Raw genomic sequence first — 8056 nt, 5'->3', positions numbered from 1 at the left:
GGCCACCGTTGTACAACCACTCATCTAAGGAAGCTGCTTCCCAGATTGGGTAGAAGTGCAAACCGATAGCGTTGGAGGAAGGTACAACTGCACCAGAGATGATGTTGTTTCCGTAGATCAAAGAACCTGCTACTGGTTCACGGATACCATCGATGTCTACTGGAGGTGCAGCGATGAAGGCAATGATAAAGCAGGTGGTAGCGGCTAGCAAGGTAGGGATCATCAATACGCCGAACCAACCGATATAAATCCGGTTTTCAGTGCTGGTGATCCACTCGCAGAACCGTTCCCATACATTGGCGCTAGAGCGCTGTTGTAAGGTTGTGGTCATTGTTTATAAGTGCTTTATGTGTTTATAATTTGGGTAAGTAAAGTTACTTACCTGTGTACTACCTTAGAAGTAAAATTGAGATTTGTAAAGCGATTTTAATTAAGTATTTGTTATGTTAATCATTTGTTTTTGTGATGAATCGCATTAGAAACACGATTCATCTCGTTTTATCAACCAGGAGGCCATGTCATTTGCCGTCCTCCCAAAATATGCAAATGTAAGTGGTGGACAGTTTGACCGCCATCAGCACCAGTGTTGATTACAACGCGATAACCGTTTTTTAGTCCAGCTTCTTCGGCAACGCGCTTGGCAGTCAAGAAAAGATGTCCCAAAAGAGCATGATCTTGAGATTCAGCATCAGCTAGTTGGGGAATGGGTTTTTTGGGAATAACGAGGATGTGAACTGGTGCTTGGGGATTTACGTCTTTGAATGCTAAAGCTAAATCGTCTTCATAGACAATATTAGCTGGGATTTCTCGACGAATGATTTTGCTGAAAATCGTCTCTGTGGGTTCACTCATACCGATTTACCTAACTCATCTGCTAGAGATTTTAAAGGTTTACAGATATGTGCAGTACATTCTGATGGGGAAAAGTTATTAGGGACTAGGTATAGCCTTTTCAAGTTGACTGGTAAAACTTGTTTTTTTCTCTGCGTTCTTTGTGGTTAAAGAAATTATTTTTAAACCACAGAGACACAGCGAAAAGTTGTCAGGAGGAGCCACTGCGCCCTTGCGGTTTCCCGACTTGTTCGCGCAGCGTCTCCCCTTGGGAGAAGCAAGTGGCGTTGGTTTCCCTCCGTAACAAACTTTTCAAGACAGAGAACGCGGAGTAAATACTCTATTTGTCGTTTTAACCTTTTGCTAGCTGTTTCTTAATCTAATTGGGATAGTTTGAGGTCACTGAATCAGAATTAATACTGATGCCGCGATCATTCATACTAAATCTCTTGATTGTCCCGGCTGTAAGGAGCATCTTTGCAGTTACAAAATCTACATCTATTCTAATTTCAACTATTCAGGAGACTGCGATCGCTTTGTGGAGAAATCTGAAAGCGATCGCGTAAATATTTTTTTCTCACGCAGAGGCGCAGAGAGTAGGAGTTTTTTATGGTAGTTCGTTTTTCTCAGTTCAATGCTTCGCTAAATCGCAATGCTGAAGGTCAGTTAGTCAGCGATTTATCTACTCCTGACAATGCTCAGGCGAAAGCAGTTGCAGAAATCATTCAGCGTAATAACCCGGATGTGCTGCTAATTAATGAGTTTGATTATGATCCTGAAGCGGTACGGTTATTCCAGCATAATTATCTTGGTGTTAGTCAAAATGGTGCAAGTCCTGTTGATTACCCTTACTTCTACATTGCTCCTTCTAATACGGGTATTGCTTCTGGGTTTGATTTGAATAATGACGGTACGGTAGTTACGACTCCAGGCACACCCGGATACGGTGATGATGCTTTTGGGTTTGGGAATTTCCCTGGTCAATTCGGAATGTTGCTGCTGTCTAAGTATCCTATTGATACGGCTAATGTGCGGACATTCCAAAATTTCCTTTGGCAAGATATGCCGGAGTCTTTGCTACCTACTATCATCGATGCTTCTGGAATATCTTGGTATTCTTCAGAGGAACAAAATGCTCTGCGTCTGTCTTCTAAAAGTCACTGGGATGTACCTATCAAAGTAAATGGGGAAACAATTCATGTTCTGGTGAGCCACCCTACACCTCCTACTTTTGATGGCCCCGAAGACCGCAACGGTAAGCGTAACCACGACGAAATTCGTTTTTGGGCAGATTATATTACCCCTGGTAAAGGTGAGTACATCTATGATGATCAGGGTAATAAGGGCGGTATTACTACTGGCTCACGCTTTGTAATTATGGGCGATCAAAATGCTGATCCTTTTGATGGTGATAGTTTTGACAATGCTATCCGCCAACTTTTACAGAACCCAGGCATTAATACTAATGTCATCCCCACTAGTCCCGGTGGACTGCAACAGTCAGGTTTACAAGGTGGTGCAAACGCCAATCACAAAGGTAATCCTAGCTTTGATACCGCAGACTTCGCTGATACGGCTCCCGGAAACCTACGGGTAGACTATGTATTACCTTCGGCTGACTTGAAAATTACTAACTCGGCAGTTTTCTGGCCTTTGAACACTGACCCGACGTTTTCTTTAGTAGGTACTTTTCCTTTCCCCAGTTCTGACCATCGTCTTGTATTCGCAGATGTGCAAGCTGGCCCAACCGAAGCAGGTAAAACTATTCCCAGTGCAGAGTTTCTGGGACAGCAAATCTTTGAGACAGGTTTTATCCCTTCTGGTACAGCAGGAACGGTAAATGGAGTAGAGATTCCATTGGGTGGATTGTCTGGTGTTACTTACGATGCTGCTAACAACCGCTACTATGTGATTTCAGACGATCGCTCCCAATTTGGCCCCGCCCGCTTTTATACTTTTACTACTGATAACCAAGTGACTTTTACCAATGTCACACCCTTAAAAGATAGTAGTGGTGACTTGTTTGCACTTAATAGCATTGACCCGGAGGGTATTGCTTTAACTAACAATGGTACGGTCTTTATTTCCTCTGAGGGCGAAGTTAATCTTGGTGTAGGTCGGGTTAGTGATCCTTTTATTAAAGAATTTTCCCTCACCACGGGGCAAGAAGTGCGATCGCTTTCTGTCCCCAAGAAGTTTTTACCAACGATATCAGATACTAACGGTAACGGTGTTGTAGATGCAGGCGATACTCAAACCGCAGGTGTGTATAATAATTTGGCATTTGAAAGCCTGACTATCACACCAGACCAAAAAACTTTATTCACCGCTACAGAAAACGCCCTCTTTCAAGATGGGGCGAGGGTATCTACTACCAGCGGTAGCCGTTCTCGGATTCTGCAATACAACCTGTTGAGTGGACAGCCAGAGAAAGAATATCTTTATACTACAGATGCAGCTGTAACACCAAACCCAGAGACAGGCTTTAGTGATAATGGTTTGGTGGATTTACTAGCAATAGATAATCGTGGCACTTTGCTTGCATTGGAACGTTCTTTTGCTGTGGGTATAGGTAACACGATTAAAATCTATGAAGTCACTTTACAAGGTGCAACGGATATTAGCACCATCGACTCACTCAGCAGTTTAAATGAAGCTCAATTAGCTGCTCTTCAACCAACCCAAAAGCGTCTACTGTTAAATTTAAATGACCTAAATTTACCTACTGACGCTAATCACCCGACTGGATTAGATAACATCGAAGGCATTAGCTTTGGCCCTAAATTAGCAGATGGTGGTCAGTCGATTGTACTGGTGAGTGACAACAACTTTGGTGACAGGCAATTTACTCAAATCCTCACTTTAAATGCAGATTTAGTACCTACCGCAGCACCGAGATTAGAAACCCGTCCCGATTTATTTGACGATGAAGATCCCGCACAGTCTCCATTAGATCAAAATGCTGATGCTGATGATCCTGCTATCTATGTTAATGCCACCAACTCTGCTGACAGCTTAGTCTTAACCTCGGTAAAAAATGCCGGCTTGCGGGTGTATGACCTGTCTGGGAAATTGTTACAGACCATTAATCCTGGTGATATCCGCTACAACAACATTGATTTGCAATACGGCTTTAAATTAGGCAATCAAACAATAGATATTGCCGTAGCGAGCGATCGCGGTAATGATAAACTGGCAATATTCAAGATTAACCCCAATCCCAGCACCCCTGGTCAATATTTAGAAGATATTACCGATAGCAATATTGGTACTATTTTCCAAGCACCGCCCTTTGAGCCTCCTTATTCTTCATCGGAGCAGAGTGCTTATGGATTAGCTTTGTACCGTAGCCCCGTAACTAATGATTATTATGTCTTTACCAGTCGCCGTGAAACTGGAGACATAGCGCAGTTTGAACTGATTGACAAGGGTAACGGCAAAATTGGCTACGAACGAGTACGGGAATTTACTATACCCACAATAGGCGATCGCGATCCGCAAACTGAAGGCATGGTAGTAGACCAAGAGACTGGTTTCCTCTACATTGGTCAAGAAAATGTCGGTATTTGGAAGTTCCAAGCAGAACCCAACGGTGGCACAACTGGTAAGTTAATTGATACAGTCAAAGACTTGGGTGGTAATCACCTCACCGATGATGTCGAAGGTTTAACTCTCTACTACGGCAAAGACGGCACAGGTTATCTGTTAGCATCCAGCCAAGGCGATAACACCTTCGTTGCCTACACCCGTGAAGGTAACAACGAATATGTGGGTAACTTTGCCGTTGGTAGCAATGGAGCAATTGATAGTGTACAAGAGTCAGATGGGGCAGATGTAATTAATGTGCCATTGGGGTCTAACTTCCCTTACGGTCTATTTGTTACCCAAGATGGTAACAATGAACCAGCCAAACTAGTCTTAGATGAAGACGAACTTGAAAACGTCAACTCTAACTTTAAGCTAGTACCTTGGGAAAACATTGCTAACGCTTTCCCCACTCCTTTAAATATTGACACCACTAGTTACGATCCACGCAATCCTGTCGCCCAACCTAAGTTAACTATCTATGAATTTGCAAACCTCCCCAAGTTAGGCACAACCTCTAAAGGTGAAGATATTTTGTTGGGTGGTTTCTCTGGGTTGTACTTCCAAGGCGTTGCACCGAATGGTAATCTCAGATTTGTCACTCACACAGACCGCGGCCCAAATGGCGAACCTGTTGGTGCAAATAGACCATTTTTATTACCTGACTTCCAACCAGAAATCGTCAGCTTTGAACTCAACCGCACCACGGGTGAAATTACCATTACCAAGCGCACAGGGTTATTCCGCCCAGATGGTACAACCCCGTTAACTGGACTACCAAATCTGCAAGCTGGTGCGAATGGTACAGCTTATACTGATGAAATTGGCGTTGATTTAGATAATAATCCCTTACCTAACGATCCTTTGGGTGCAGATTTAGAAGGAATTGTGGTTGCCGAAAATGGCGATTATTGGATGGTGGATGAATACCGTCCGGCAATTTACCACTTTGATAGTAATGGTAAGTTAATTGACCGATTTATCCCCAAAGGCACTGCAATTGCACCCAATCCAGATCAAAGCGCGGGAACTTTTGGAACTGAAGTATTACCAGAAGTTTACGCCCAACGCCGCAACAATCGGGGATTTGAAGCTGTGGCGCTTGAAGGTTCTAAGTTGTACGCTTTTATTCAGAGTCCAATTGATAATCCTGATGTTGCCAATGATGGAACTTCTAAAGCTTCTCTTAATTTGAGAATTTTAGAATTTGACATCACTAGCAAGCAGGTAACTGGAGAGTACTTATATCTTCTAGAAGGTCTACCTGGAACTGACAAAATTGGTGATGCAGTTTCCCTTGGTAATGGTAAATTCGCAGTCGTAGAACGAGATGATAATGCTACATCTGCTGGCAACAAATTAATCTATCAAATTGATTTAACAGGGGCAACAAATATTTATAGCCCTGTTAACTTTAGTTTGCCAGATGGTAAAACCATTGAACAACTGACTTTGGCTGAATTAACTACTGCCAAGATTAGCCCTGTGAGCAAAAGCCTGATAGCTAACGCTGCACAGCTGGGTTACACCGGGGTAGAAAAATTAGAGGGTCTAGCACTGGTAGCACCCAACACTCTAGCTTTAATTAACGACAATGACTTTCAAGTTGCAGGGCCTACACCTGAGAAACTTGGCATTCTGGAATTACCCAAAGACTTGGTGACTGTACAGCCTACTTTCCCCAACAGGTATGGTTCTAGCAACAGCGATATCGTCAATCTTCAACCAGGACAATTCTTCTTTGCAGGTGACGGAGCAGATATTGTAGAAGCTACTGAAGGTAACACAGTCTTTGGCGAAAACGGTGATGACACGGTGCTAGTTGGTAGTAACTCTTCAGTGTCTGGGGGAGACGGTAATGATCAAATATTTATTGGTCAAAATAGCCCTGCTGGCAAAACTAGTGCCGATGGTGGCAATGGCAATGATTTGATTGTCGTGGTGGAAGCTAGTAGTAGTAATAATTTGTTTGGGGGAGCAGGCGAAGATAACCTGCAAGTAGTTGAAGGTTCTGGACAATTACTGTTCGGCGCTTCAGGTAATGACTCTCTCAAGAGTGGCGGTAGCAATAACCGTCTCTATGGTGGTTCTGAAGATGACATTTTATTCTCCAATGTCAATGACTTTTTGTTTGGTGGCGATGGTGATGATATCTTATTCGCTGGTCAAGGAGGCGGCAACCGTTTGAGTGGTGGTGCTGGTGCTGACCAGTTCTGGATTGCTAATGCCAGTTTGCCAACTAGCAAGAACATCATCACTGACTTTAAAACTGGAATTGATGTGATTGGAATTGGGGGTATTGGCATTACTCAGTTCTGTGCTTTAACGTTATTGCAACAAGGTAGTGACACCTTGGTGAAAACAGGAAATACTGAACTAGTTTCATTAGTTGGAATTACATCAACCAGCCTGACAGCAAATGATTTCACTTTTTCGGCTTAGTCTGTTTGCGTAGTATCTTCTAGAGAAGATAGTGACAAATTTGCAACCTCATCTCCCTGGCGGGATGGGGTTGTTTGATGAAAATTGGTATAACACCATCTTAAATTGGTAAAATTTGGGGTGAGAAAGATGAGAACATGAAGACATGGTAGCCGCCCATACAGATTTAAATATTGCCGCCTTAGAAGCAGAATATAGTCAAAAAACACCAAAGGAAATTCTTAAATTTGCTTTGGAAACTTTTAACAATATTTCGATTTCTTTCAGCGGTGCTGAGGATGTTGTCCTGATTGATATTGCCTCAAAAATTACTAAAGACTTCCGGGTTTTTACACTCGATACCGGACGCTTGCATTCAGAAACATATCAGTTTTTGGATCAGGTCAGAGAACATTACGGAATTAAATTAGAAGTAATGTTCCCCGACGCAGCAGAAGTACAAGCCTTGGTAGAGGAAAAAGGATTGTTTAGCTTTTATCAGGATGGGCACAAAGAATGCTGCGGTGTCCGGAAAGTAAGACCGCTGCGCCGCAAACTGAATACTCTTGATGCTTGGATTACAGGTCAACGCAAAGACCAAAGTCCCAGCACCCGTAACCATATCCCTGTAATTGAAGTTGATACCGCCTTTTCTACCCCAGACCATCAATTAATTAAGTTTAATCCTTTAGCAAATTGGTCTTCCGCCCAGGTGTGGGAATACATCCGCGCCTTAGATGTGCCTTACAATAAATTGCACGAACGTGGTTTTGTCAGTATTGGTTGTGAACCTTGCACTAGACCTGTCCTTCCCAATCAGCATGAACGGGAAGGTCGCTGGTGGTGGGAAGAATCCACTGCTAAAGAGTGTGGTTTACATCTTGGTAATTTACAAAAATAGTTTTAAGCTCATCCCACCCCTAAAAGCAGGGCTGTTTCATTCCCTAAAAGGCGCTGATTTACAAGCGTTTCAAGCAAAAAAAGCAGGTGACTAAAAAATCTGATTGGGCAAGAAAATGGTGAACGCACTTAAATTTGCTGGTTGAGGTGGTAGTTTTTCTTTTTCCCACTCAAGCAAATTTCTGATTCATACTCTTGACAAAATCTCTAAGAGATCGAATGAATCAGCCCTGACCCCTAAAAGGGGATAAGATTTCAGGTTGACTGATGACGGTTGATGGTTAACAGCGGCGGGGCGGTGAGATAATAGTGATCGCAA

General features: G+C 43.0%; 3 protein-coding genes and 1 pseudogene. 2 read left to right on the top strand and 2 right to left on the bottom strand.

Features of this window, described 5'->3' with window-relative positions; all coding sequences use genetic code 11:
- Together I8751_RS10845 and I8751_RS10840 are read right to left on the bottom strand one after the other, a co-directional pair.
- Nucleotides 1-331: pseudogene (locus I8751_RS10845) on the bottom strand (photosystem II q(b) protein); the annotation flags it as partial.
- Between the two features lie 170 nt (nt 332-501).
- Nucleotides 502-852 (bottom strand): histidine triad nucleotide-binding protein, encoded by a 351-nt coding sequence (locus I8751_RS10840; protein ID WP_214439170.1) that lies wholly within the window; start codon nt 850-852, stop codon nt 502-504.
- A gap of 588 nt (nt 853-1440) precedes the next feature.
- Here I8751_RS10840 and I8751_RS10835 point away from each other — a divergent pair.
- Together I8751_RS10835 and I8751_RS10830 are read left to right on the top strand one after the other, a co-directional pair.
- Nucleotides 1441-6858: a phytase gene (locus I8751_RS10835; protein WP_214439169.1), complete on the top strand. Its 5418-nt coding sequence runs from the start codon at nt 1441-1443 to the stop codon at nt 6856-6858.
- Nucleotides 6859-7003: 145 nt separating this feature from the next.
- Nucleotides 7004-7738 (top strand): phosphoadenylyl-sulfate reductase, encoded by a 735-nt coding sequence (locus I8751_RS10830; protein ID WP_214439168.1) that lies wholly within the window; start codon nt 7004-7006, stop codon nt 7736-7738.
- Nucleotides 7739-8056: the final 318 nt, after the last annotated feature.

This window comes from Atlanticothrix silvestris CENA357 (assembly GCF_016056295.1).
GTDB lineage: Bacteria > Cyanobacteriota > Cyanobacteriia > Cyanobacteriales > Nostocaceae > Atlanticothrix > Atlanticothrix silvestris.
The sequence above is the reverse complement of the archived record's forward strand: the minus strand, read 5'-3'. Positions and strand labels throughout refer to the sequence as shown.

Coding starts and splice junctions, on each gene's coding strand:
- I8751_RS10840 (WP_214439170.1), bottom strand. CDS start 852: ATGAGTGAACCCACAGAGACGATTTTCAGCAAAATCATTCGTCGAGAA.
- I8751_RS10835 (WP_214439169.1), top strand. CDS start 1,441: ATGGTAGTTCGTTTTTCTCAGTTCAATGCTTCGCTAAATCGCAATGCT.
- I8751_RS10830 (WP_214439168.1), top strand. CDS start 7,004: ATGGTAGCCGCCCATACAGATTTAAATATTGCCGCCTTAGAAGCAGAA.